This window comes from Microbacterium sp. 10L49, from assembly GCF_056395125.1.
The window spans coordinates 1-21,246 of record NZ_JBFTIW010000006.1 but is presented as its reverse complement, the minus strand read 5'-3'; the positions used below and the strand labels follow the sequence as shown (position 1 = coordinate 21,246).

Below are 21,246 nucleotides of genomic sequence, written 5' to 3'. Positions count from 1 at the left end.
GGGATAGGTTCGAACGGTAGCAAGGGATCGGAGGGCCCATGGGCGACGGAGTGAAGGTCAAGTACAGCGAGCTGGAGCCGCTGCAGAAGGCGCTGACCGACATCATCACGGAGTTCGACGAGGCGGGATCCCGCCGCAACGCGCTCCAGGACGCGGTCGGCGAGCCGTACGGCGAGCGCAAGCTGCACGACGCGGCCCATGACTTCGAGGGGCGCTGGGACGACCGCCGCAAGGCGCTCAAGGACAACTGCAAGACCGTGCAGGAGCACCTCGACGCCGTCATCAAGGGCTTCAAGGACTGGGACAAGCAGGCCGCCGACAAGTTCGACAAGAAGGGGTCCTGATGACGTACTACGAGGCGATGCCCGCGTTCTCGCCCGCGCACCACCGTCTCGGCCACATCGACGGCGACGTCGGTGCGATCCGCCAGCGCGGCACCGATCTCACCACTCTCGCGACCGAGATGACCACGTCGTCGAAGCTGCTGCAGAGCCTCGTCGAGGACGGTTCCGACATGAAGGGCGAGGCGATCGACAAGCTCGCCTCCAGCGCGAAGGACGTCTACGCCGAGCTCGGCAGGGCCGCCGAGCTGTACCACGCGGTGGCGCCGTACATCTCCGGCTATGCGACGGATCTGGAGACCGCCAAGAACGCGATCGACCCGATCCTCGGGGATCTGGTCGAGCTGTGGCAGACCTACCTGCACAAGCAGGGGGACGCGATGGATGCGCACGCCGCGCAGCCGAAGTATCCGACCGGGGACGACGCGAACGATGAGACTCTGCGCCAGCAGGCGGAGGACAAGCAGCACGATGCGGCGACTGCGGCGGCCGGGCTCGCGACCTCCGCGCGTCAGGCCTGGACGGATCGGGCGAAGGACTTCGACAAGGAGTGGGACACCTGGCACGGCGCGTTCATGCACGCCGCGAACGGGATCCACGACGACATGTCGGGCAAGATCAAGGACTCCTGGGATGACGACATGCGGGGCTTCCTGCAGTGGGCGTCCGACTTCCTCGCCGTCGCCGGCATGGTGCTCGCCGTGCTCGCGATCGTCGTGGGCGGTCCGATCATCGCCGCCCTCGCCGCGGTGGTCGCGATCGCGACCCTCGTGGTGGCCGTCGCCCGCCTGGCGCGCGGTGAGGGAAGCGTGCTCGATGTCGTGTTCGGCGTGATCGGCGTCATACCCGTGCTCGGACCCGCAGCCAAGTTCCTCCGCGGGCCGGCGGCCGCGCTGCACGAAGCAGAGTTCGGCGCCGATCTCCTCCGGCTCACCGGGCGCGGGGCGACGAGCGTACGCGGATGGGCATCGGGACTCAACGGCCTCGAGGGGCTGACCGCCACGGAGCGTGTCGGCGACTTCTGCGCGAAGCTCTTCACGGGCAAGGGGGCGTCCGACCTCCTCGAGATCGATGGCGGGCTGAAGACGCTCGATATGGTCGGCAACGTCTTCGCATCGCATTTCGCGATCGCGGGGGGCATCAAGGACAGCGCCGGTGGTGCCTGGGGAGGCGCGTTCGCTCCGGGCCAGAACCCGTTCGGATGACCGCGGCACACGCCGTGGGTACGACGCGGCGCACGCCTGCGTGCGCGAGAGGATGATCCGATGAACAGTCTGCGCGCCGAGTTGCTCGGCGAGACCGGAACCGTGATCCCGCCGTATCGGATGCTCATCCCCGCGGGTTGGGAGGCGCACGATCTGAGCGCGGCCGCCGAAGGCGACCTGCTCGGACGCGCCGATGCACGGCTGCGGTCCGTGGGCAACACGGCGCTCGGTCCGTTGCTGCGCGATCAGGTGCGCGACGTGTTCACGCAGCTGCGCGCACGTGGCGGCTTCGCCTATGCCTTTCCGGGGGAGGCCTCGCCCAGCTGGGCCCTCGGGGCGGCCAGCCTCATCGGCACCAAGCGCACGGCGACGCCCGAGCTCACGCTCGACCAGATCGTGCAGTACGCGATCGTTCACCACGCTGCCGAGCCGATCGGTGACGACCACCGCATCGTCCGCTGGACCGAGCGCAAGCGGGTGACCGTCGACGGCGAAGACGCCACGACCCTGCTCATCACCTACCTCATCCCGATCCCCGGGTCACGCCGCACCGAAGCCGTGCAGTGGACGGCGACCGTGGCGCACGACGCCGACATGCCGGACGATCACCCGAGCCTCATCGCCTGGCGGACCCTGTTCGACGTGCACGTGGCGAGTTTCGCCTGGATGGAGCAGTGATGCAGATCACGATCGCCTACGACGAGGACCGCAGCATCCCGGTCCCGGTGCTGCCCGTCGCGGAACGCGCCACCTGGGCCGAGCAGACGGCTGCCGCGTTCGCAGCCCGCGTCGGCGGCGGCGATCAGCTTCGGCAGGGCGTCGCGAGCGCGCTCGACCGGCTCACGGTGCTCGCCGACGACGACTCGCGCCTGCTTCTGCTGATCGGAGCGGACGGTGCCATGCTCGCCCCGCTGCTGCTGTTCGTCGTACCGCACGAGCTGGATGAACGCGAGCAGGCCGACTTCCTCTGGCAGCCCTCCGCCCTCCTGCCGCCCACGCCGACCGTCGTCACCACGACGCACCTCGGCACCGGCTTCTCCTCGGGCCTCGCCCAGCGCGAAGACGGCGCGGACTTCTCGACCCGGCGCTGGTTGTTCTTCGGATCCGGCATGACGGTGGCCGCGCTGCTCGGCCCGGTCGCGCCTCTCGGACTCGGCCTCGTGGAGGCCATCGCCGACGCCCTGCTGGCGGAGTCCTGGGTGGAGGGCTTCGTGCCCCGCGAGGACGTCGCCAAGGCCCAGCGTCTCGATGCGCTCGCCTCACCGGCTCAGGAGGGGTGGCGGCTCGGCGCAGCGTCCGGCGGTGCGACAGCTGGCTGACATGCGCCGCGCGCGCCGGCAGAAGCGGCGGGATCCGAGGCGTCGTGAAGGATCGGCGGCGGTCGAAGGCATCGATCGCCCACTCATCCCGGCGCTCGCGTCATGAAGCCGGTCGTCCGTCTTCTCGGCGAGGATGCGGAGGTGCGCGCCGTCGGGCGTGAAGCGTGCAGGCGATGCAAGGCACCGACGGTGCATCCGACCTGTTCGCTGCGGTGGGCGACCTGCACCGGCGCCGGCGGCAGCAGGTCGCTGCACGGGCGGCCTCAGCTTCCCGCGCCCGAGCCGTGGCGACCGCGGAGCGCACTCCGCAGACGTCCGCTCGCGTCTGGCGCTGGATCTGGGCGGCGCTCGTCGCCGCGGGTCTCATCGCCGCCCTCGTGCTCGTCGTCGAGCTCGGCCCCGCCGACCGCAAGAACGCGTTCAGCGACCCGCAACTGAGCGCCACGATCGCTCTCATCGCGGGTGCCGCGGCGGCGGCGCTCCATCCTGCAGTCCGCTGCACCAGCCGAGCGTGGCGACGACGCGCTCCGCGAGTTGCGCCGCATCGCCGAACGGCTGGCCGCCACGAAGGCGTCGGCCGCGGTGCAGCAGGACTGGCAGCGACGGCTCGATCGGCTCGCCGAGAAGGGCGCTCCGCCTGCCACGATCTCCCAGGCCAGGACCATGACGCCGTCCGCCTGGCTCGCCTGGCTCAGCTACGACGGCGAGATCGAGATCCGTTCGGTGCTGCCGCGGAGCTGAGCGCGCCCTATGGGCATTTGTCCCCATCGACGGGGTCGGCGAGGGGTTGTTAGGTTCGTCCTGTCGGGCCGGAGGGGCCCTGTCGAAACGACGACCGGGGGGTGGATGATGGCCGATCTCGGTGCGTCTTCTGACACCTGCTGCGAGATGCCTCCAGGCCGACCGGCTTCGGCCGGTCCCTGTGCTACTCCGTGATGAAGGAGTCACACGATGTCGGAAGAGGCGCTGAAGGCCGCACGAGATGGACTGCACATGCGCGTGCCAGGCTCGCGGGCGGACGCCGAGGCTCTGCGCGCCGAGGTCAGGGCGGCCGATGCCGCTCTCGGCGCCTGGCTGCGCTCGGTCGGCGCCGGGCGTGCGGCGCGAGCAGACCTGCGGGACGTGGGGGCCGCACGATGACCGACGTCAGGATGGATCTCGCGCGGTTGGAGTCGACCGCGCACACGGCCAAGGGGCTCGCGACGAGCTTCGACAAGGCCGAGGAGTTCGCGGAGGATCTCGGAGGCCTCACCGGGCACGATGGCCTCGCCGACAAGATCGAGGACTTCGGCGGCAAGTGGGACATCGCGCGCGAGGACCTGCGCGACAACCTGCGCTCGCAGGCCGACTTCATGCAGGCGATCGTCGACACGTTCCGCGACCTGGACACGAAGATGGCACAGGACGGGGAGAAGTAGAGCATGAGCGTGCTTCCCGGGCATCCGGCCGAGCTGACATCCCGCGCCGCAAGTCTCGTGGCGTCGGCCGAGGTCATCCTCAGCGTCATCCACGAGTTGCGCGGCATCGTCGAAGACGACGAAGGCAAGGCCGTCAAGGCCCTCTACGAGCAGAACGAGCAGATCTCCTCGGATCTGGAGCGCATCCACCCCCGTTACAAGGGCACGGCGGATGCGATCACCGAATACGCCGTCGCGCTCACCGCGGCGCACGAGGATGCGCACCGCGCGCAGGACGACCTCGACGACGCGCTGGTCACGCAGGGGCGCGCCGATCGGGCGCTGGACGACCTCAACGATCAGGTGAAGGGCGCCGACGACCCGTCGCCCTCCCTCACGGATCGGGTCCCCGGTGCGCAGCGCGCCGCGGATGACGCCCGTGCCGCCGTCGGATCCGCCCGCGCGCGGATCGACGCCGCCCGCGAGGCGATGAACCACGCCGCCGAGACGGCGATCCGCAGGATCGACGCGGCGATCGACTCCACGAACGAGGGATTCTGGGACAAGGTCGGCGACTTCTTCTCCGACATCGGGGACTTCCTGGCCGGCATCGCCGACTGGATCGGCGATTTCCTGCAGGACGTCGTCGACCTGCTCAAGAAGATCGCCGACACGATCGTGGCGATCCTGGGGGCGCTCCTCGTTCTCCTCCTCATCGTGGCGATCGGCGCGCTGTTCGGCACGATCGGTCTCATCATCGGAGCGGTGATCGCCATCGTGCTCGCGGCGTTCCTCATCTGGAGCGTGCTGTCGGACGTGCTGAAGGGCACCCCCGCGGTGAGCAGGACCGATCCGTACGCGGACCCGAAGGACAAGAACAAGGTCCCGGACGACCCGAGCCTCGCCACGGTCCTCGACGGCACCGCAGAAGTCGACAGACTCGGCGGGGAGACCGATTCGGTGGTGAAGATCACCAAGGTGCTCGGTCCGGACGGGTGGTACTACACGGTCACTCTGCCGAGCACCCAGGAGTGGCTGTCGCGGTTCGGGGACCAGGGCGCGGTGAACGACCTCGACAGCAACCTGGCCCTGATGCTGACACCCGCGCTGCAGACCCAGTACGAGCGGGCGGTGCTCGAGGCCATGGACCAGGCGGGAATCGGACCGGAGGATCCCGTGATGCTCGTCGGCTTCAGCCAGGGCGGGATCATGGCCGGTCACCTCGCGGCCTACAACTCGGACTACAACTGGAAGGCGGTCGTCGCCTCGGGGGCGCCCATCGATCACATGCCCATCCCGGACTCCGTGCAGGTCGTCTCGGTGCAGCACAACGGCGACCCGGTGCCGCGCCTGGACGCCATCGCCGGCGACTTCGACAGCATCCCGCACGGTTCGAACTGGACGTCGATCCGCGTCGACCCGCCGAAGCCCGACCCGGTCCTGGGCGTGGACGCGGGCGCACACAACGCCCTGAAGTACTCGCAGACCTATCAGGAGCATCTCGCCGACGTGCAGGCGGCCCATCCCGACCTCGCGAACTTCTTCAACAATGATGGATACGTGGATGTGTCCTACTACCACTGGAACGAGTGACGATGGCGCGACGAGGTGCACGATCGCGGGGGATGCTGGCCGTCGTGCTGGCGGGTTCGCTCCTGGGCGGCGGGCTGGCCGGCTGCGGCATCCTGCCGCCGGCAACGGAGAAGACCGAGGAGGCGACGGTGGATTACGGTGACGTGGCGGAGGCCGTGACGAAGGCGGTGCCGCGGGTCGTGGCGGTGGAGGATCCGGTCCGGTGGCGGAACGGTCTCGGCCACGGGCTCGAGCTGTCGCTCGTGACGGACTCCGCCGCGCCGTTCACTGCGGAGGAGTTGGACGCGCTCGTCGAGACGATCTGGCGGACGCTGCCGTGGGAGCCGAACGCGGTCGTGCTGACGGCCGGCGCGAAGGACGGCGGGGATCCCGTCGATCTCCGTGCCGCCGCCGCCGAGCTCAGCCCCCTCGGCGTCACGAACGCCGGACGGGGCGGCGTCAGCCTGACCGACATGAAGGCGCGCTACGGAGCCTGGACGGCGCCCGAGTGAGCGACCGCCGGCTGCGCTTCCGCCTCCCCGGGCGCTGGTTCTCGGTCGACCTGTCCGGCCAGGACGCCACGACGGCATCGATCCGCCGGATCGCGAAGGAAGCCGTCGGCGCGGCCGATGACCGCGCCCCGGAACGGGCACGAGTGCGGCGTCAACTGGAGGACGCGGTCGCCGCTGGTGCCCAGGGCGACGTGCGCGCCATCATGTTCTCGACCGAGATCGCCCCCGGCGCTCCGCTGCCTGTGACGCTGCTCGTCTTCGAGCCGGCCGATCTGCGGATGAGCCCCGCGATCGGCACCGCGCCGCAGACGGTGCTGAAGGTCATGGCGGAGGCTCTGAAGCAGATCGACGCGGTGGCGCATGCGTCGATCGTCGAGGTGCGCGGCCCGGGCGTCCCCGCGCTCCGCACGCACCGCGTCGACCAGGTCGAAGGGGGCGAGGAGGACGGCATCGCCCGCCTTGTCGCGGACTATTGGATTCCGGTGCCCGGCAGCAAGCAGCTGCTGATGGTGCGTTTCGCCACGCCCCTGGGCGAGCTGGAGAACATGCTCTGCGCACTCTTCGACGAGTTCGTCGCCGTCTCGTATTTCCGCGACGAGCGACCGGAGTCGCTGCGCGAGCAACTCGTCGGCGGGAGCGCGCGAGTGCGCTGACGCGCGTCGCGCTCAGCGCCCGGCGTCGGCGAGGTGGCGCGCGTCGTGGCTGAGCACCTTCACCATCACGCCGTGCCGGCGCAGCGTCGCGACGGTGCGCGCCTCCTCGTCGATGTCGCGACCGAGGGCGTGGATGTTCGCGACGACCAGCACGTCGCCGGGGCGCAGCGTGTCGATGAGCCGGCCGATGCGATCCGTCCAGCTCTCCAGGATGTCCGGGGCGGGGTGGCGGAACCCCTCGATCGGCACGCCGAACCGCGTGAGGTCGTCGCGCTGCTGCACCACGGAGGGCATGCCGTCGCGGGCGACGACGAGACCGACCAGACGGGACCCGTCGGGCTTGGCCGACCACCAGTCGCGGTTCTGCTGCAGCTCGGTGAAGCACTTGGGGCACTCCGCGGCCGCGTGCGGAAGGTGCAGCGGGCTGGTGAGGGCCGCATCGAGCGGCGCACCCGAGGTGCCATCCGCATCGCCGCGCGCGTGCGTGGTCGCTTCCATGTGATCCGCCTCTCCGTGTCTATTGTGCCTTCTCCCACGGACATCGGCGTCCGCAGGCGAAGGCCGATCGAGCTGCGTCATCACCGGGCGGAGTACGCTCGCACTGTCCCACCCCGGAGCACTGAGGAGCGCCATGCCCATCGTCGCCGCCTACGCCGCACCGAGCGAGGGTGCGCCCCTCGTCTCGACCACGATCGAGCGCCGTGAGCCCGGTCCGCTCGACGTGGTGATCGACATCGCCTACGCGGGCATCTGCCACTCCGACATCCACACCGTGCAGGGGGACTGGGGGCCACAGCATTACCCGCTGGCCCCGGGCCACGAGATCGCCGGAACAGTGTCCGCCGTGGGATCCGACGTCACGCGTTTCGCCGTGGGCGACCGGGTGGGGGTCGGCTGCCTGGTGAACTCCTGCGGCGAGTGCGCCGCGTGCCTGCGCGGCGAGGAGCAGTACTGCACCGGCGGCGCCGTCGGCACCTATGGCGCGACGGACCGCGACGGCACCATCACCCAGGGCGGCTACTCCCGGCAGGTCGTCGTCACCGAGGCGTTCGTGCTGCGGATCCCGGATGCGATCCCGCTCGATCGTGCGGCGCCGCTGCTCTGCGCGGGCATCACGACGTACTCTCCGCTGCGGCACTGGAAGGTCGGCCCCGGCACGCGCGTCGCCGTCGTGGGTCTGGGCGGGCTCGGGCACATGGCGGTCCAGATCGCACACGCCTTGGGCGCCGAGGTCACGGTGCTCTCGCAGTCGCTGCGCAAGAAGGACGAGGGGATCCGGCTCGGCGCCGACCGCTACCTCGCGACCTCGGATCCGGAGACCTTCTCCGGCAACCGTCTCGCGTTCGATCTGATCCTGAACACGGTGAGCGCTCCGCTGCCCCTCGACGACTACCTGCGGCTGCTCGACACCAACGGCACGCTCGTCTGCGTCGGCGCGCCGCCGGAGCCGATGTCGGTCTCGATCAGCCAGCTGCTCGGACGCCGCCGCTCGCTGGCCGGATCCGCGATCGGCGGCATCGCGGAGACCCAGGAGATGCTCGATTTCTGCGCCGAGCACGGCCTCGCCGCGGAGATCGAGCTCATCGACGCAGCCGGCATCAACGACGCCTACGCGCGCGTGCTCGCCAGCGACGTGAAGTTCCGCTTCGTGATCGACGTCGCGACGATCTGACGCCCACGCCGCGGGGTCGTTGAGCGAGCACCGGCGAAGCCGGCGCGAGACGAAACGCGGCGCCCTCGACGAGGCTAGATCAACCCCAGCGCGCGCACTGCGTCGCGCTCCTCGACGAGCTCGGCGACCGAGAGATCGATGCGCTCGCGGGCCCACCCATCAGTGTCCAGGCCCTCGACGATCCGCCATTCGCCGCCGACGGCGCGCACCGGGAACGAACTGATCAGGCCCTCCGGCACGCCGTACTCGCCGTGCGAGACGACGGCGGCGCTGGTGCGGCGCTCGCCGGTGCCGAACGCCCAGTCGCGCACGTGGTCGATGGTCGCGTTCGCCGCGGAAGCGACTGAGGAGGATCCGCGCACCTGGATGATCTCGGCGCCGCGCTTCGCGACCCGCGGGATGAACGTGCTCTCGAGCCACGCGCGCACATCGCCGGTCTGCTCGGCGAGCGCGTCGAGCACCGGGCGCCCGGCGACGGTCGCGTGCGCGACATCGGGGAACTGCGTGGCGGAGTGGTTGCCCCAGATCGTGACGCCGGCGATGTCGGCGACGGGGGCACCCAGAGCCGCCGCGAGCTGACCCCGCGCGCGGTTCTCGTCGAGCCGGGTGAGAGAGCTGAAGCGCTCCGCGGGCACGCCGTCGGCGGTGGCCGCTGCGATGAGTGCATTCGTGTTCGCGGGGTTTCCGACGACCGTGACCCGCACGCCTGAGGCGGCATGGGCGGCGATCGCGGAGCCCTGCGGTCCGAAGATCGAGCCGTTGGCGGCGAGCAGGTCGCCGCGTTCCATGCCCGGGCCACGCGGCCGGGCGCCGACGAGCAGCGCGTGGTCGGCCCCGTCGAAGCCCACCGCCGGATCATCGGTCACCTCGACGTGCTCGAGGAGTCCGAACGCGCCGTCCTGCAGCTCGAGCGCGGCGCCCTCGGCGGCCGCGATCCCGGCCGGGATCTCGAGCAGCCGCAGCCGCACCTTCTCGTCGGGGCCGAGCATGTCGCCGGCCGCGATCCGGAACAGCAGCGCGTAGCCGATCTGCCCGCCGGCTCCGGTCAGAGTCACCGTGGTGGTCACATTCAGCCCCTTTCGGTCGCGGACGCGACGCACAGTGCGAGCCTATGCCTCGCCGTCAGGGCACGGACCGTGGAAAACTGTGCTCATGACCTTCAACCCGGATGCCGATGTCTCAGACAACAAGGTGCAGCGGCGCAGTGGCGGTCGCACGGCGGCGATCGCCGGCGGCGGCGTCGTCGGCCTCGGTGCGGTCGTCGTGCTGCTGATCAGCGCCTTCACCGGCGTCGACCTCTCCGGCCTCCTCGGCGGCGGGACGGACACGTCGCAGAGCCAGCAGCAGGGCGGATCCACGGACGGATCGGTGCAGAGCTGCAACACCGGCACCGACGCGAACAACAGCGTGGACTGCCGTGTGGCCGCCGTCTCCCTGGTGCTGAACGAGTACTGGGCGAAGCATGTGAAGGGCTATGTCGACCCGGGCCAGGTCAACGTCGACGGCGCGACCTCGACGCCGTGCGGCACGGCATCGAACGACGTGGGCCCGTTCTACTGTCCCTCGGACCAGACCGTCTACATCGATCCCACGTTCTTCCAGCTGCTCAAGCAGCAGTTCGGCGCCGAGGCGGGCGACCTGGCCCAGGTCTATGTCGTGGCCCACGAGTACGGCCACCACATCCAGAACATCACCGGCACGATGTCGAAGTACCCGAACAACGGCACCGGCCCCACGAGCAACGGCGTGCGCACCGAGCTGCAGGCCGACTGCTACGCGGGCGCCTTCATCGCCGACATGACGCAGGAGAAGGACAAGAACGGCGTCGCCTACATGAAGACGCCGACGGATGCCCAGATCAAGGACGCGCTGAACGCGGCGGCCGCTGTCGGCGACGACCACATCCAGCAGCAGTCCGCGGGCTACACGAACCCGGAGAGCTGGACGCACGGATCCAGCAAGCAGCGCGACTACTGGTTCGCGAACGGCTACAAGAACGGCCTCGGCCAGTGCGACACCTTCTCGGTGGCCACGCCGTAGGACCACGCGGTCGTTGAGCGAGCGCTCTTTCTCTCCCCCGGGGTCGTTGAGCGAGCGGAGCGAGACGAAACGTGGCGCTCTCGTGAGGTCACCGCGTTTCGTCTCGGTCGCGCTGCGCGCGTCCTCGCTCAACGTCCATGGGGGAGGGCGGCGACTCGTTCCCTCGCTACGCCCGCATCGCCTGCACGAGCGTGCGCACCAGCGCGAGCACGCCGCCCTGGACGCGGAACCGGGTCAGGCCCTCGCTGACCTCGGCCGCGGTGCGGGACGAGGCGAACCACGGCGGCTTCGGCAGGATCGTGAACCGGCCGCCGTCGCGCACGATCGACGCCGCCCGGGGGAACGGCCGGAACGGCCCGCGCACCACGGAGCGCTCGACGTCGGCCAGCAGCAGGGCGTTGTGCACGACGCCGAGCCCGCTGCCGACGTCGGCGATCGTGTTGCCCGGGAAGGCGCCCCAGGTGACGGTGGGGGTGATGAAGCCGAACGCGGTCCAGGCGTTGATCGCGATGGATCCGTAGCGCAGCGCGGTGATGGCCCGTTCGAAGCCGGCGCCGAGCGACGCTTCCGTGGTCGGGTCGATCAGCACGTTCGCGCCGAGCGTGCCCTGCAGCTTCTCGTTCGCATGCGCGACGGCCGCGTCGAGGAACGTCTGCCCCACGCCGGGCAGCTGCTCCACGCCCAGCACGGGAGCGAAGTACTCCGTCTGCTCCAGGGCGGTGGCGTCGTCGCCCTCGCCGAGCTCGACGAGCAGCCGGTCCGCGAGTACGAGCGCGTCCGGATATGCCCCGGCCGCCTGTGCCATCCGCTCGTCCGACCGGGGGTACCAGATGGGACGTTCCGGGGCGAGGGCGTAGGCGCGGCGCAGCTCGATCAGGAACTGGTCCTTCTGCGCCCAGTCGCTGGACAGGATCACGACCTGGCCCGCGATGCAGTTGTGTCCGCCGTTCTGCAGGCGCATCGTGGCGACGTGCTCGGCCTGGAATCGCAGATCCGCGTCGCTCCATTCGCCGGGCACGACGATGATCGGGGAGACGCCGCCGAGCTCGGCGGTGATCGGCTTCTTCAGCACAGGGCGGTTCTCCCGCTTGCGGCGCTTGGCCTGCGGCCCCGTGCCCCACACGATCGCATCGAAGGTGGGGGCGGATCCGGTGATGTGCACGTGCGCGAAGGCGTCGTGCCCGGTGAGGAACGCACCGACGTCGCCGGCGCCCCGGACGATCCGCAGGAAGCCGGGGGCGATGAGCGGAGCGAGGGCCTTCTCGAACACCGGCACGAGGGCGTCCTGGGTCGGATTGACCTTGAGCAGCACGACCCGATCGTGCGCGAGCAGTTCGTAGAGCACGTCGAGCACCGGGATCGAGGTGACGTTGCCGGCGCCGAGCACGAGGCCGATGCCGCCGTCGCCGGGCTGCGGGGAGCGCTGGGCGAGGCCGGCGCGCGCCCTGGCGTCGCCCGGCGTGACCCCCGGGGTGAGCCAGACCTCTCCGGTGAACCCCGAGAGCAGCAGCTTGTCGATGCCCACGAGCGGGAAGGCGTGCACGCGGGTCTGCCCGCTCGCGGTGCGGTCGACCCCGATCCCGTCCAGCGGGTTGCGGCCGTGCGCGATCCGGTCGAGCGTCTCGACGTAGGCGTCCAGCGCGCCGAGCGTCGCGTAGGGGCCGCTCAGCCACTCCTCGCCGCGCAGCGGGTGGTCGTCGCGCAGCTGCTTCGAACGGACCGCAGCGTGCGCCCATGCGCGTGCGTTCGCGGCGACGGTGCGGCGCACGCCGCGCAGCAGCGTGACGCGCTGGCTGACGGTGAGGGCGGACCAGGCGGCGGATCCCTTCTTCAGATCGGCGATCGCGCTCTCGATCGGTGCGCGGACGTCGTCGGCGAGGGTGTCTGACATCGGGATCTCCTTCGGCGCGGTCTGGCTTCAGCGTACGCGCTCGGTGTGGGACTCAGTCTCAGCGATCGAGGTCGTCGATGTCCCGCGGAGCCCGGTCACACGTCGTCGATGTCGCTGCGGCGGAGCCGGTAGCGGGCCAGGGTCGCGAGGCTCAGCGCCATGAGCACGGCCGGCACGATGCTGAAGATCAGCACGATCCCGGCGACGGCGCTGCCGGGCTGCACGACGGCGTTCACCGCGCCGGCGCTCGCCGTGCGCGAGACGTATCCGGTGACCGCGAGCACGACCGCGACGATCGTGGTGCCGAGCGCGAAGCCCACGGTCTCCGACGCCGTCCACATGCCGGTGAACGTGCCGGCGTTGCCCGGACCGCTGTCGCGCTCGTCGTGCGAGATGACATCGGGCAGCATCGCCATCGGCAGGGTCTGCATGCCCGCGTATGCGATCCCGGCGATCGCGACCGAGGCGTAGATCCAGGATCCGGGAGCCCACAGGGCGATGACGATCGAGGCGGAGGCGACCAGGAAGATCGTGGAGGAGGTCCGGAACGCGCGCTCCTTGCCGGTCCGGCGCGACAGCCGCTCCCAGACCGGAGTCGCGATCACGGCCGGCGCGACCAGTGCGACGAACAGCAGCGTGACGGCGCTCTCGGAGCGCATCACCCAGGTCGCCACGTACTGGGCTCCGGCCAGCATGGTGCCGGTGGCGAGCGCCTGCAGCAGGTAGGTGCCGAGCAGCGCGCGGAACGGCTGTGAGCGGCGCACGGCCGCGAACCCCGCGGCGTACTGCGCGCGGATCCCGACGTGCTCGACGGCCGCGGGGACGGCCACGGCATCGTCGGCGGTGCGTGCGGCGATGAGCATGCCGACGCCGATCACGATGCCCGCCACCACGCCCATCACGAGGTAGCCGGTGACCGGGTCGCCCGTGATGCGGCGCAGCTCGGGTCCGCCGCCGCCGAACAGCAGGATCGTGACGGTGAGCACGATCACGCGCCAGCTGAGCAGCCGGGTGCGCTCGTCGTAGCTCGAGATGAGCTCGGCAGGCAGCGCGATGTACGGCACCTGGAACAGGCTGAACGCGGTGGCCGTGGCGAGGAACGCCACCAGCACGCAGATCACGCCGGCGACCGGGCCGAACGCCGGGGGCACGGCGAACGTGAGGGCGAAGAACACCGGCAGGGTGAATGCCCCGATGAGCATGAACCGCTTGCGGCTGCCGGTGCGGATGAGGCTGCGATCGGACCAGGCGCCGATCACGGGGTCGATCACGACGTCCCAGATCTTCGCCAGGGTGACGATCGTGCCGGCGACGATCGCGGCCACACCCAGGTTGTCGGTGAGGAAGTACGCGAGCACCAGTCCGGGCAGAGTGGCGAAGCCTCCGGTGCCGAGTGAGCCGATCGCATACCGGGCGATCGTGCGGGCAGGAAGGTGCGTGGGGGCTCGCTCGGCGCGAGCGGCGGTGCTCATGCGCGTCAGTGTATCGGCGTCCTTCGTCTCGCCCCGGCTCGCTCAGGAACCGAGCCGAAGGACGGGATCAGATCAGCGACAGCTCGCGCAGCTTGGCCTCGACATCCGCGTTCGACGGCTCGACGTGGTGCGACGAGTCCGGGTACACGACCACCGGGATGTTCGTGCGGCCGGAGATCTCCTTGGCGACATCGGCAGCAGCGGGATCCTCGACGAGGTCGACGTAGGTGTACTCGATGCCGAGGGCGTCGAGCTGCTTCTTCGTGCGGATGCAGTCCCGGCACCAGTCGGCGCCGAACATGGTGATGGTGTCAGAGGAGGGGGTGGTCATGAGTCCAGGGTACGGCGGATTCGAGGGGTCGGGCTCGGCGCGATGTGGGGGCCGTGTGCCCGTCGTTCACCGCCCGTTAGCCTGGATGGGGGAGGGTGCCTGACGGGAAACGCGCAGGTTCCGCATGGTTTCGCGTGGGACCATGTCGGGCAGGCGTACGGAGGGAGAGGCATGGGCGACATGTCGGCGGGGGAGATCATCCCCGGAGCGACGGTCATCATTCCGACCTTCAACGAGCGCGATAACATCGCCGCTCTCGTCTCGCGCGTCTCCGACGCGGCGTCCGACCGCGACGTCGAGATCCTGTTCGTCGACGACAGCTCGGACGACACCCCGGACGTGATCCGGCGGATCGCGGCCGACGCGCCGGTGCCCGTGCGGCTGCTGCACCGCGACAAGCCGGTCGGCGGCCTCGGCGGCGCCGTGGTCGAAGGGATCCGGTCCGCGTCCTACGACATCTGCATCGTCATGGACGGCGATCTGCAGCACCCGCCGGAGCTGCTGCCCGAGATGATCGAGCGCTTCGAGGAGGGCGACGCCGACGTCGTCGTCGCCTCGCGCTACATCGGCGGCGGCGACAACGGGGGCCTCGCCGGCGCGGTGCGCGTCGGCGTCTCACGCAGCGCGACCCTGCTGACCAAGGCGATGTTCCCCATCCGGCTCTCCGGCGCCTCGGATCCGATGACCGGCTTCTTCCTCGTCGACCGGCGTCGGATCGATCCCGCGGCCCTGCGTCCGAACGGCTTCAAGATCCTGCTGGAGATCCTGGTGCGCTCGGATGTGCGCATCGCCGAGGTGCCGATGGAATTCGGCGAGCGGCTGCACGGGCAGTCCAAGGCGTCGTTCGTGCAGGGGATGCAGTTCCTCAAGCACCTCGCCCGGCTGCGCTTCGGCAAGATGTCGCTGTTCGCGATCATCGGCGGTGTCGGCGCACTGGCGAACCTCGCCATCATGTGGGCACTCACGCATCTCGGCATGGAGTACGTCTGGGCGGCGATCATCGCCGCCGAGGTGACTATCGTCGGCAACTTCCTGCTGCAGGAGCGCTACGTCTTCAACGACATGCGTGGTGACGCCGCGGCGATCGGTGTGCGCTTCGCCCAGTCGTTCACGTTCAACAACGTCGAGGCGGCTGTGCGGATCCCGGTGCTCGCCCTCATGGTCGAGACCTGGCACATCTCCAGCATCCTCGCGGCGGCGATCACGCTGATCGCGGCGTTCTTCGTGCGCTTCCTGTTCCACTCCCTCGTGGTCTACGCGCCGCGCCGTTCCGTGCGTCAGGAGCGCAAGGCCGAGGAGCGTCGCGTGCGACTCGAGGCGGAGACCGCCGCCGCGGAGTGACACCTCGGCGGGGTTCGCCGGTACGGGGTCTCCCTTAGCCCGAACCCGGATCCGTCAGCCGATGTTGTTCTTCAGGCCGTTGACGGTGTCGCCGTAGTTGATCCGGACCACCGGCAACTCCAGCTTGTTCGTGCCGATGTGCACGTAGCCGAAGTCGATCGTGCGCGCGAGCAGGAAGCCGGCCTTGACCACGCCCTGCTCAGCGGTCGCGTTGTAGTGACCGTAGGGATAGGCGATGACTTCCTTCGCGCCGAGGACCTTGGCCGACTCCTCCAGATCGGCGGCGACCTCGTCGGCCGACAGGTTCACCATCCGGCCCTTGCCGTTGTCGCCTGCGCGGTGCATGTCATTGGTGTGCGAGCGCTGCAGGACGTAGGGGGAGGGCGATCCGTCCTTGCGCTCACCCGTGATCACGAACGAGGTGGTCAGCAGCTTCCGCTCCGTCACGACCGGCACCGCGAGCTGCAACCAGGTCGGATCCGCATCGTCGTCGGTGATGATGAGCGAGTGCTGCGGCAGGAACAGCCTGCCGTCGATGAAGGCGTTCAGCTCGTCCCACGTGGGCATGTAGAACTTCTGCGATGCGACGTAGTCCATCTGAGCCTTGAAGTCCTCGATGTACACGTAGTTGTTGCGCAGCCAGTTGTCCTCGCCCTCGGGCTTGGTCGTGAACTGGTGGTACATCAGGATCGGGATCTTCGCGGCCGTGGCGGTGTTCTGCTCGGGCGTGGTCCAGGCGGCGTGGAGCGTGCGCTGGTGATCGGTGCACGTGGTCAGTTGCGAGCCGTTCACGCGGTCGGTCTGGGCCTGGGCCTGCGCCGCCTCCGGCGTCGGATACCAGCCGGCGAACACGGATCCGGCTCGCTCGGGGATGGGCAGTCCCGTGAACAGCACGCCTTCGGTCTGCAGCATCGGGGGGTGGTCGATCCCGTCGCCGGCGAACGACACGGCGCACGCCTTCGCGGGGTCGGCGGCGGTCTTCAGCAGCGCCTGCACCGGGGAGAGCGACGTCGGCTTCGGCGTCGGCGTGCTGGCCGCTCCGGTCGTCGCCGCCTTCGGGCCATCGCCGCCCGCGAAGGCACGCACGGCGATCGTCGTGACGACCGCGATCAGAGCCACGGCGAGCACGGCGATCAGGGCGACGACGAGTCGACGACGGCGGATCACCGCGGGCGAGGGTCGCGACGAGCGCGACGAAGCAGATGATCCTCCGGTCATGGTGCTGAGTGTAAGGGATCGTCGGGTACGGATCCTGAAGCGATGAGTGGAGGCCGTCAGAGCAGCCAGCCGCGCTCCTGGGCGATCCGTGCCGCGTCGGCCCTCGTGCGGGCCTCGAGCTTCTGCATCGCGGAGGACAGGTGGTTCCTCGTCGTGCCCTCGGACAGATGCAGTGAGCGGGCCACGTCCGAGATCGTCCCGCCGTCACGGGCGGCTGCCAGCACCTCGGTCTCGCGCGGTGTCAGCGGCGACGGTCCGGCGGTGAGCGCATCCGTGGCGAGGGCCGCGTCGATCACGGTCTCTCCGCGCATCACGCGGCGCACGACATCGGCGAGTTCGGAAGCCGGGGTGTCCTTGACCACATAGCCGGCGACCCCTGCGGACAGGGCGCGGGACAGGTAGCCAGCGCGCCCGAAGGTGGTGACGATCACGATCCGCACCCCGGGCAGGGCCTGACGCAGCTGCGCCGCGGCGGTGAGTCCGTCGATTCCGGGCATCTCGACGTCCAGCAGTGCGATGTCGGGCTGGTGCTCCCGCGCGGCGTCGAGCACCTCGTCGCCGCGGCCGACCTGGGCGGTCACGACGAGGTCGTCCTCCAGGCCGAGCAGGGTCGCCAGCGCCCCGCGCACGAGCGCCTGGTCGTCGGCGAGCAGGATGCGGATCGGCTCATGCATCGTCATGCGGTGACCTCCAGGAGGAACCCGCCGTGACGGGAGCGGCCGATCGTGAGGGCACCGCCCGCGTCGGCCGCGCGCTCGGCGAGTCCATGCAGGCCTGTGCCGGCGGGGTCGTCCGCACGGCGCGGCGCTGGACCCACGCCGTCGTCCTCGATCGTGATGCGCGCGGGGCTCAGCGTCACCCAGCAGTTCGTCGCGCCGGCATGACGGATCACGTTCGTGACGGCCTCGCGCAGGGCCCAGCCGAACAGCTCCCGGTTGCGCTCCGGCACCTCGTCCGTGGTCGTGGGGAGGTGGGCCGTGATGCCCGCGGCGGGCAGCAGCGTCCGCAGCGAGGCGAGCTCGCTCGCGATCCGCACCTGACGGTAGCCGGAGACGACGGCGCGCATGTCGCCGAGCGTGGCGCGGGCGAGGGTCTGCACCTCGTGGATCTCCGCCGCCGCCGCGGACGGGTCCCGGTCGGCGAGCTTGGCGGCCAGATCCGCCTTCAGGGCGATCGCGGACAGCGAGTGCCCGAGGATGTCGTGCATGTCGCGGGCGACGCGGTTGCGCTCCTCCTCGACGGCGACGACGGCGAGCTCCTTCTGGGTGCGGCGCAGCTGCGCCAGCGTCTGCAGGTTGCGCGTGAAGGCGGACATCAGCGTGCCGATGGAGAGGATGATGAGCGGCATCGTCCAGGGCGGGGTGCTCGTGGGCTGCAGGGCGCCGTCGATGAGGTTGATCACGAGCGCCGCGGCCGAGACCGCCAGCACCGCGATCATCGCCCGGCCGCCACCGCCGAGGCAGAGCGCGGCCGAGACGGCGACGTAGGTCCAGAGTCCGGAGAGGTCGGGGCCGAGCACGAGGATGAACGGCAGCGACAGCAGCAGCAGGCCCGCGGGCGGGGCCCAGCGCCAGCGATCCGGGAGCGCCATCGCGACGGGGAACGACACCGTGAACAGCGCGCCGTAGACGACCACCCCGAGACCCCAGAACCAGGATCCGGGGGCGGGGACCTGGGTGAGGAGCGGCACCAGGATGAAGCCGACGATGAACAGCTGGCTGATCAGGGCGCCCGGGTACCAGCGCTTGGCGCCCGGGGCGCCGAGTGTGAGGCGCAGCCGCGGCCATCCGGCGGTGCCGTCCAGCGGCGGCGCGTCCAGGAAGCCGCCCTCACCGATGCCGAAGCGCCCCAGGAAGCCGAACCGGCGCTCGCGCCGGACAGGGCGTGCGGCCGGAGCCGTCACGCCCTGCCCGGCGCGGGTGCTGTCCGTCACGTCAGACGCGCTTGGTGTCGCGGCGGAACATCAGCACGGCCAGTGCCGTGAAGATGACGAGCCACGCGATGAGGTTCGGCACGGCCCAGCCGTTGGGGGTGACCCCGACCACGGCCGACTGGGAGAGCTCCGCGATGCCCCAGAGCGGAGTGAACCTGGCGCCGATCTGCACCGCCTCGGGCATGACCGCGAGCGGGACGAACAGGCCGCCCATGAAGCTCAGGATCGGCAGGATCGGGCCGAGGTAGCGCATCGCGTTCTGCGCGGGGAAGGCGTATCCGACCGCGAGTCCGAGGCTGGTCAGCATGAGCGAGCTCAGCCAGGCGAGAACGCCGGCCGCGATCAGGTTTCCGGGCGGGGCGGTGATGCCGAGCGCGGCGCCGACGATCAGCGTGACGAGCACGGCGATGCCGCCGAGAACCAGTCCGCAGATGACCTTGACGAGGATGTAGACGACCGGGTTGAGCGGCGTGAGGCGCAACTGCCTGCTCCAGCCCTGGGCGCGCTCTGCGGCGACAGAGACACCGGTCATGGTGCTCGCGACCATCGCGCCGTACACGGCCATGGAGATCATGATCGGCACGGCGGCGGACATGCCGCCCTGGTTGACCGGGACGTTCGTGATCGCCGTGTTCTTGTTCGGGAGCCCGATCATGACGAGCATCGCGATCGGGAAGATGAGCGTGAACACGACCACGCTGGAGTTGCGGAACAGGCGCTTCAGCTCGACGCCGAGGAAGGTGAGGCTGAAGCCGCCCATCGGCGGTACGCGGCGGGTGGACGGATCGATCCGGTCCAGGCGCTCGGTGGCGGTGGTCATGTCATTCCCCTTCCGTGTCGTCGCCGGGTTCGTCGGCGGAGGTGAGCCGCAGGAACGCCTGCTCCAGGTTCTGGCTGGTGATCGTGATGTCGTGCGCGCTGGTGCGCGTCAGCAGGTGGCGGGCGATCGCGTCGGAGTCGTTCGCACGGATGATGATGCGCGGGCCCCGCACCTCGACGGAGTCGACGCCTTCCAGTGCCGCGATCTCGGCCTGACCGGATCCGGAAGCCTCCTCCCACTCCGCCTCGATGGTGCGGCCGGAGGCCATCGCCTTGATCTCGGCGGTGGTGCCATCGGCGACGATGCGGCCCTTGCGGATCAGCACGATCCGGTCGGCGTACTGGTCGGCCTCTTCGAGGTAGTGCGTAGCGAAGAGCACGGTGCGGCCGCGCTGGGCGTCGGCGTGGATCGCCTGCCAGAACGAGTGCCGGCCCTCCACGTCCATGCCGGTGGTCGGCTCGTCGAGGACGATGAGTCCCGGATCCGAGACCAGGGCCATCGCGAAGCGGAGTCGCTGCTGCTGGCCGCCCGAGCACTTCTGCACCTTGCGGTCGGCGATGTCGGCGATGCCGGCCCGTTCGAGCGCGGCATCGATGCTCGTGGTGTGCGTGAACAGCGAGGCGGTGAGCTTCATGGTGTCGCGCACCGTGACGTCGCTGAGCAGGCCGCCGGTCTGCATGACCGCGGAGACCAGGCCGCGCCCGATCGCCTGGCGCGGGGTCAGGCCGAACAGCGACACCTGGCCCCCATCGGGCTGCGAGAGGCCGAGGAGCATGTCGATCGTGGTGGTCTTGCCGGCGCCGTTCGGGCCGAGGAAGGCCACGACCTCGCCCTGGCGGACGGACAGGTCGACGCCGTCCACGGCGGTGAAGCCGCGGAAGCGCTTGGTGAGCCCGGTCGCGGTGATCGCAGCGTGCGGCGCGGAGGGGGCCTGGATGACGGACTGCACCGTCTGGGTTTCGCTCATGATGTCGCCTCGTTCATGTCATCCAGTCTGCTCCGCGTCGTGCGCGGCGCACGATGAACGATGTCATGGATCCGCTATGACATCCGTCACAGGGGTCGGTCGCGGGGGTTGGCTTGCCGGGGCCTTGTGATCCGTTCGCGTGAACAGCTTGCGCCGGTGTCAGGACGGCGAAGGTTCGGGATCCGGCTTCGGTCTTTCAGAACGGCGATGGTTCGGGACCGGCTCCGGTCGTTCAGAACCGCGGGTCTGCGGTGGGCAGCAGATGCGGGGTGTCGGCGACTCTTGCTCAGAACGGCGCGTCTGCGTCGGGTGGTGGATCCGGTTCGTCGGTGGTGAAGGTGACGGGGGCGGGTGGTTTGTCGATGTAGGTCGAGCCGGTGGGGCTGGTCCATTCCAGGACGCCCGCGCCTTTTTGTTTCACGGCCCACGTGGTCTGGTGTTTGAGGACGTGGTGTCGGCGGCAGAGTCCGCCGAGGTTGCCTTCTTCGGTGGCGCCGCCGTAGGCGGCGTCGATGGTGTGGTCGAGGTCTTGGGCGGTGGGTGGGAGTCCGCAGGTGGGGAA

24 protein-coding genes are annotated in these 21,246 nt (G+C 70.1%); 13 read left to right on the top strand and 11 right to left on the bottom strand.

The window, feature by feature from the left end:
* Positions 1-38: 38 nt before the first annotated feature.
* From AC1DCT_RS18070 to AC1DCT_RS18025, 10 genes are all read left to right on the top strand, one after another.
* Positions 39-344: a hypothetical protein gene (locus tag AC1DCT_RS18070; protein WP_477231194.1), complete on the top strand. Its 306-nt coding sequence runs from the start codon at positions 39-41 to the stop codon at positions 342-344.
* On the top strand, positions 344-1,546 hold the full coding sequence (locus AC1DCT_RS18065; protein ID WP_477430575.1) for a hypothetical protein: 1,203 nt from the start codon (positions 344-346) through the stop codon (positions 1,544-1,546). The genes AC1DCT_RS18070 and AC1DCT_RS18065 overlap by 1 nt, the downstream gene beginning before the upstream one ends.
* Positions 1,547-1,606: 60 nt before the next feature.
* Positions 1,607-2,224, top strand: a complete 618-nt coding sequence (locus AC1DCT_RS18060; RefSeq protein WP_477430574.1) for a hypothetical protein — start codon at positions 1,607-1,609, stop codon at positions 2,222-2,224.
* A complete protein-coding gene (locus AC1DCT_RS18055) occupies positions 2,224-2,865 on the top strand; it encodes a hypothetical protein (RefSeq protein ID WP_477231191.1) in 642 nt (213 codons plus the stop codon). The genes AC1DCT_RS18060 and AC1DCT_RS18055 overlap by 1 nt, the downstream gene beginning before the upstream one ends.
* Positions 2,866-3,327: 462 nt before the next feature.
* Entirely contained in the window at positions 3,328-3,606 is a 279-nt protein-coding gene (locus tag AC1DCT_RS18050; protein ID WP_477430573.1) for a hypothetical protein, read from the top strand.
* Between the two features lie 210 nt (positions 3,607-3,816).
* A complete protein-coding gene (locus AC1DCT_RS18045; RefSeq protein ID WP_477430572.1) occupies positions 3,817-4,005 on the top strand; it encodes a hypothetical protein in 189 nt (62 codons plus the stop codon).
* Positions 4,002-4,283: a hypothetical protein gene (locus AC1DCT_RS18040; protein WP_477430571.1), complete on the top strand. Its 282-nt coding sequence runs from the start codon at positions 4,002-4,004 to the stop codon at positions 4,281-4,283. Before AC1DCT_RS18045 ends, AC1DCT_RS18040 begins: the two co-directional genes overlap by 4 nt.
* A gap of 3 nt (positions 4,284-4,286) precedes the next feature.
* Positions 4,287-5,855, top strand: coding sequence for an EI24 domain-containing protein (locus AC1DCT_RS18035; RefSeq protein WP_477430570.1), 1,569 nt, complete (start codon positions 4,287-4,289; stop codon positions 5,853-5,855).
* A gap of 32 nt (positions 5,856-5,887) precedes the next feature.
* The gene (locus tag AC1DCT_RS18030; protein ID WP_477430569.1) at positions 5,888-6,346 is read left to right on the top strand and encodes a hypothetical protein; all 459 of its coding nucleotides are present in this window, start codon (positions 5,888-5,890) and stop codon (positions 6,344-6,346) included.
* Positions 6,343-6,999, top strand: coding sequence for a hypothetical protein (locus AC1DCT_RS18025; RefSeq protein WP_477430568.1), 657 nt, complete (start codon positions 6,343-6,345; stop codon positions 6,997-6,999). Before AC1DCT_RS18030 ends, AC1DCT_RS18025 begins: the two co-directional genes overlap by 4 nt.
* Positions 7,000-7,011: 12 nt before the next feature.
* Here the strand turns inward: AC1DCT_RS18025 and AC1DCT_RS18020 are convergent, their stop codons facing one another.
* The gene (locus AC1DCT_RS18020; RefSeq protein WP_477430567.1) at positions 7,012-7,497 is read right to left on the bottom strand and encodes a recombinase family protein; all 486 of its coding nucleotides are present in this window, start codon (positions 7,495-7,497) and stop codon (positions 7,012-7,014) included.
* Positions 7,498-7,630: 133 nt separating this feature from the next.
* On the opposite strand from AC1DCT_RS18020, the gene AC1DCT_RS18015 reads away from it, so the two are divergent.
* Positions 7,631-8,671, top strand: a complete 1,041-nt coding sequence (locus tag AC1DCT_RS18015; RefSeq protein WP_477430566.1) for an NAD(P)-dependent alcohol dehydrogenase — start codon at positions 7,631-7,633, stop codon at positions 8,669-8,671.
* Positions 8,672-8,745: 74 nt separating this feature from the next.
* Here the strand turns inward: AC1DCT_RS18015 and AC1DCT_RS18010 are convergent, their stop codons facing one another.
* Complete coding sequence (locus AC1DCT_RS18010; RefSeq protein WP_477430565.1) at positions 8,746-9,738, bottom strand: malate dehydrogenase; 993 nt, start codon at positions 9,736-9,738, stop codon at positions 8,746-8,748.
* A gap of 85 nt (positions 9,739-9,823) precedes the next feature.
* Between AC1DCT_RS18010 and ypfJ the strand changes: the two genes are divergently transcribed.
* Positions 9,824-10,711: a KPN_02809 family neutral zinc metallopeptidase gene (ypfJ, locus tag AC1DCT_RS18005; RefSeq protein ID WP_440733188.1), complete on the top strand. Its 888-nt coding sequence runs from the start codon at positions 9,824-9,826 to the stop codon at positions 10,709-10,711.
* Positions 10,712-10,877: 166 nt separating this feature from the next.
* On the opposite strand, the gene AC1DCT_RS18000 is transcribed toward ypfJ, so the two are convergent.
* The 3 genes from AC1DCT_RS18000 to AC1DCT_RS17990 form a co-directional block, all read right to left on the bottom strand.
* Positions 10,878-12,602, bottom strand: coding sequence for an aldehyde dehydrogenase family protein (locus AC1DCT_RS18000; RefSeq protein ID WP_477430564.1), 1,725 nt, complete (start codon positions 12,600-12,602; stop codon positions 10,878-10,880).
* 95 nt (positions 12,603-12,697) lie between these two features.
* Positions 12,698-14,074: an MFS transporter gene (locus AC1DCT_RS17995; protein ID WP_477430563.1), complete on the bottom strand. Its 1,377-nt coding sequence runs from the start codon at positions 14,072-14,074 to the stop codon at positions 12,698-12,700.
* 67 nt (positions 14,075-14,141) lie between these two features.
* Positions 14,142-14,405 carry a glutaredoxin family protein gene (locus AC1DCT_RS17990; RefSeq protein ID WP_440733191.1) on the bottom strand — a complete coding sequence of 88 codons (264 nt, stop codon included), beginning with the start codon at positions 14,403-14,405 and terminating at the stop codon, positions 14,142-14,144.
* 171 nt (positions 14,406-14,576) lie between these two features.
* Between AC1DCT_RS17990 and AC1DCT_RS17985 the strand changes: the two genes are divergently transcribed.
* Positions 14,577-15,746 (top strand): glycosyltransferase, encoded by a 1,170-nt coding sequence (locus AC1DCT_RS17985; protein ID WP_477430562.1) that lies wholly within the window; start codon positions 14,577-14,579, stop codon positions 15,744-15,746.
* A 54-nt stretch (positions 15,747-15,800) separates the two neighbouring features.
* Here AC1DCT_RS17985 and AC1DCT_RS17980 read toward each other — a convergent pair whose 3' ends face one another.
* The 6 genes from AC1DCT_RS17980 to AC1DCT_RS17955 all read right to left on the bottom strand — a co-directional run.
* Positions 15,801-16,964, bottom strand: a complete 1,164-nt coding sequence (locus AC1DCT_RS17980; protein ID WP_477430561.1) for a polysaccharide deacetylase family protein — start codon at positions 16,962-16,964, stop codon at positions 15,801-15,803.
* Positions 16,965-17,020: 56 nt separating this feature from the next.
* Entirely contained in the window at positions 17,021-17,638 is a 618-nt protein-coding gene (locus AC1DCT_RS17975) for a response regulator transcription factor (protein ID WP_477231198.1), read from the bottom strand.
* A gap of 2 nt (positions 17,639-17,640) precedes the next feature.
* Positions 17,641-18,897, bottom strand: a complete 1,257-nt coding sequence (locus tag AC1DCT_RS17970) for a sensor histidine kinase (RefSeq protein ID WP_477430560.1) — start codon at positions 18,895-18,897, stop codon at positions 17,641-17,643.
* A gap of 1 nt (position 18,898) precedes the next feature.
* Positions 18,899-19,717, bottom strand: coding sequence for an ABC transporter permease (locus AC1DCT_RS17965; RefSeq protein ID WP_477430559.1), 819 nt, complete (start codon positions 19,715-19,717; stop codon positions 18,899-18,901).
* A 1-nt stretch (position 19,718) separates the two neighbouring features.
* On the bottom strand, positions 19,719-20,684 hold the full coding sequence (locus AC1DCT_RS17960) for an ABC transporter ATP-binding protein (protein ID WP_477430558.1): 966 nt from the start codon (positions 20,682-20,684) through the stop codon (positions 19,719-19,721).
* Between the two features lie 286 nt (positions 20,685-20,970).
* Positions 20,971-21,246, bottom strand: a 276-nt coding sequence (locus AC1DCT_RS17955) for an HNH endonuclease signature motif containing protein (RefSeq protein WP_477430557.1), incomplete at its 5' end; no start/stop codon positions are given.

Bases quoted from the DNA above. Each gene is read 5' to 3' on its own strand.
- AC1DCT_RS18070 (WP_477231194.1), top strand. From the start codon at position 39: ATGGGCGACGGAGTGAAGGTCAAGTACAGCGAGCTGGAGCCGCTGCAG.
- AC1DCT_RS18065 (WP_477430575.1), top strand. From the start codon at position 344: ATGACGTACTACGAGGCGATGCCCGCGTTCTCGCCCGCGCACCACCGT.
- AC1DCT_RS18060 (WP_477430574.1), top strand. From the start codon at position 1,607: ATGAACAGTCTGCGCGCCGAGTTGCTCGGCGAGACCGGAACCGTGATC.
- AC1DCT_RS18055 (WP_477231191.1), top strand. From the start codon at position 2,224: ATGCAGATCACGATCGCCTACGACGAGGACCGCAGCATCCCGGTCCCG.
- AC1DCT_RS18045 (WP_477430572.1), top strand. From the start codon at position 3,817: ATGTCGGAAGAGGCGCTGAAGGCCGCACGAGATGGACTGCACATGCGC.
- AC1DCT_RS18040 (WP_477430571.1), top strand. From the start codon at position 4,002: ATGACCGACGTCAGGATGGATCTCGCGCGGTTGGAGTCGACCGCGCAC.
- AC1DCT_RS18035 (WP_477430570.1), top strand. From the start codon at position 4,287: ATGAGCGTGCTTCCCGGGCATCCGGCCGAGCTGACATCCCGCGCCGCA.
- AC1DCT_RS18030 (WP_477430569.1), top strand. From the start codon at position 5,888: ATGCTGGCCGTCGTGCTGGCGGGTTCGCTCCTGGGCGGCGGGCTGGCC.
- AC1DCT_RS18020 (WP_477430567.1), bottom strand. From the start codon at position 7,497: ATGGAAGCGACCACGCACGCGCGCGGCGATGCGGATGGCACCTCGGGT.
- AC1DCT_RS18015 (WP_477430566.1), top strand. From the start codon at position 7,631: ATGCCCATCGTCGCCGCCTACGCCGCACCGAGCGAGGGTGCGCCCCTC.
- ypfJ (WP_440733188.1), top strand. From the start codon at position 9,824: ATGACCTTCAACCCGGATGCCGATGTCTCAGACAACAAGGTGCAGCGG.
- AC1DCT_RS18000 (WP_477430564.1), bottom strand. From the start codon at position 12,602: ATGTCAGACACCCTCGCCGACGACGTCCGCGCACCGATCGAGAGCGCG.
- AC1DCT_RS17995 (WP_477430563.1), bottom strand. From the start codon at position 14,074: ATGAGCACCGCCGCTCGCGCCGAGCGAGCCCCCACGCACCTTCCTGCC.
- AC1DCT_RS17990 (WP_440733191.1), bottom strand. From the start codon at position 14,405: ATGACCACCCCCTCCTCTGACACCATCACCATGTTCGGCGCCGACTGG.
- AC1DCT_RS17985 (WP_477430562.1), top strand. From the start codon at position 14,577: ATGGGCGACATGTCGGCGGGGGAGATCATCCCCGGAGCGACGGTCATC.
- AC1DCT_RS17980 (WP_477430561.1), bottom strand. From the start codon at position 16,964: ATGACCGGAGGATCATCTGCTTCGTCGCGCTCGTCGCGACCCTCGCCC.
- AC1DCT_RS17975 (WP_477231198.1), bottom strand. From the start codon at position 17,638: ATGCATGAGCCGATCCGCATCCTGCTCGCCGACGACCAGGCGCTCGTG.
- AC1DCT_RS17965 (WP_477430559.1), bottom strand. From the start codon at position 19,717: ATGACCACCGCCACCGAGCGCCTGGACCGGATCGATCCGTCCACCCGC.
- AC1DCT_RS17960 (WP_477430558.1), bottom strand. From the start codon at position 20,684: ATGAGCGAAACCCAGACGGTGCAGTCCGTCATCCAGGCCCCCTCCGCG.